Annotated in this window: 2 protein-coding genes; both read left to right on the top strand. The window is 66.7% G+C overall.

Features of this window, described 5'->3' with window-relative positions; translation table 11 throughout:
- Positions 1-413: DUF3459 domain-containing protein (locus BZZ08_RS38420; RefSeq protein ID WP_446750298.1), on the top strand; the 413-nt coding region annotated here is incomplete at its 5' end.
- The coding region (locus BZZ08_RS38415; protein WP_241965670.1) for an alpha-amylase family glycosyl hydrolase at positions 410-1,428 on the top strand (1,019 nt) is incomplete at its 3' end. The genes BZZ08_RS38420 and BZZ08_RS38415, both read left to right, overlap by 4 nt.

Raw genomic sequence — 1,428 nt, 5'->3', positions numbered from 1 at the left:
CCCGTGACTGGGCCACCGCCGCCCGCGAGGGCACCACCATCGCCCCCCTCATCACCCGCCTCAACACCATCCGGCGCGAGAACCCGGCTCTCCGCCAGCTGCGCGATCTGCACTTCCACCCCACGGACAAGGAGGAGGTGATCGCCTACTCGAAGCGGCAGGGATCGAACACGGTTCTGGTGGTCGTGAACCTCGACCCCCGCCACACCCAGGAGGCCACGGTCTCGTTGGACATGCCGCAACTCGGCCTGGACTGGCACGAGTCGGTGCCGGTGCGCGACGAGCTGACCGGCGAGACCTACCACTGGGGCAGGGCCAACTATGTGCGCCTGGAGCCGGGCCGTACGCCCGCGCACGTCTGCACGGTTCTGCGACCGTCCCACCCGCAGATCGGAGGGTCACCCATCACATGATCGTCAACGAGCCCGTGCCGGACACCTTCGAGGACACCCCCGCCAAGGACCGCGACCCGGACTGGTTCAAACGAGCCGTCTTCTACGAGGTCCTCGTCCGCTCCTTCCAGGACAGCAACGGCGACGGCGTCGGCGACCTCAAGGGCCTGACCGCCAAGCTGGACTACCTGCAATGGCTGGGCGTGGACTGCCTGTGGCTCCCGCCCTTCTTCAAGTCACCGCTGCGCGACGGCGGCTACGACGTCTCCGACTACACCGCCGTCCTGCCCGAGTTCGGCGACCTCGCCGACTTCGTGGAGTTCGTGGACGCCGCCCACCAGCGCGGCATGCGCGTGATCATCGACTTCGTCATGAACCACACCAGCGACCAGCACCCGTGGTTCCAGGAGTCCCGCACCAACCCGGACGGTCCCTACGGCGACTACTACGTCTGGGCCGACGACGACAAGCAGTTCCAGGACGCGCGGATCATCTTCGTCGACACCGAGGCGTCCAACTGGACCTACGACCCGGTGCGCAAGCAGTACTACTGGCACCGCTTCTTCTCGCACCAGCCGGACCTCAACTACGAGAACCCGGCCGTGCAGGAGGAGATGATCTCCGCGCTGAAGTTCTGGCTGGACCTGGGCATCGACGGGTTCCGGCTGGACGCGGTGCCGTACCTCTACCAGGAGGAGGGCACCAACTGCGAGAACCTCCCGGCCACGCACACCTTCCTGAAGCGGGTGCGCAAGGAGATCGACGCGCAGTATCCGGACACGGTGGTGCTGGCGGAGGCCAACCAGTGGCCGGAGGACGTGGTCGACTACTTCGGCGACTTCGCGGCCGGCGGCGACGAGTGCCACATGGCCTTCCACTTCCCGGTCATGCCGCGCATCTTCATGGCGGTCAGAAGGGAGTCGCGCTACCCGGTCTCCGAGATCCTCGCCAAGACCCCCGCGATCCCGTCCGGCTGCCAGTGGGGCATCTTCCTGCGCAACCACGACGAGCTGACCCTGGAAATGGTCACCGACGA

Origin of the sequence: Streptomyces sp. MH60 (assembly GCF_002939385.1) — a bacterium.
GTDB lineage: Bacteria > Actinomycetota > Actinomycetes > Streptomycetales > Streptomycetaceae > Streptomyces.
This window is presented reverse-complemented; position numbering and strand designations above follow the sequence as displayed.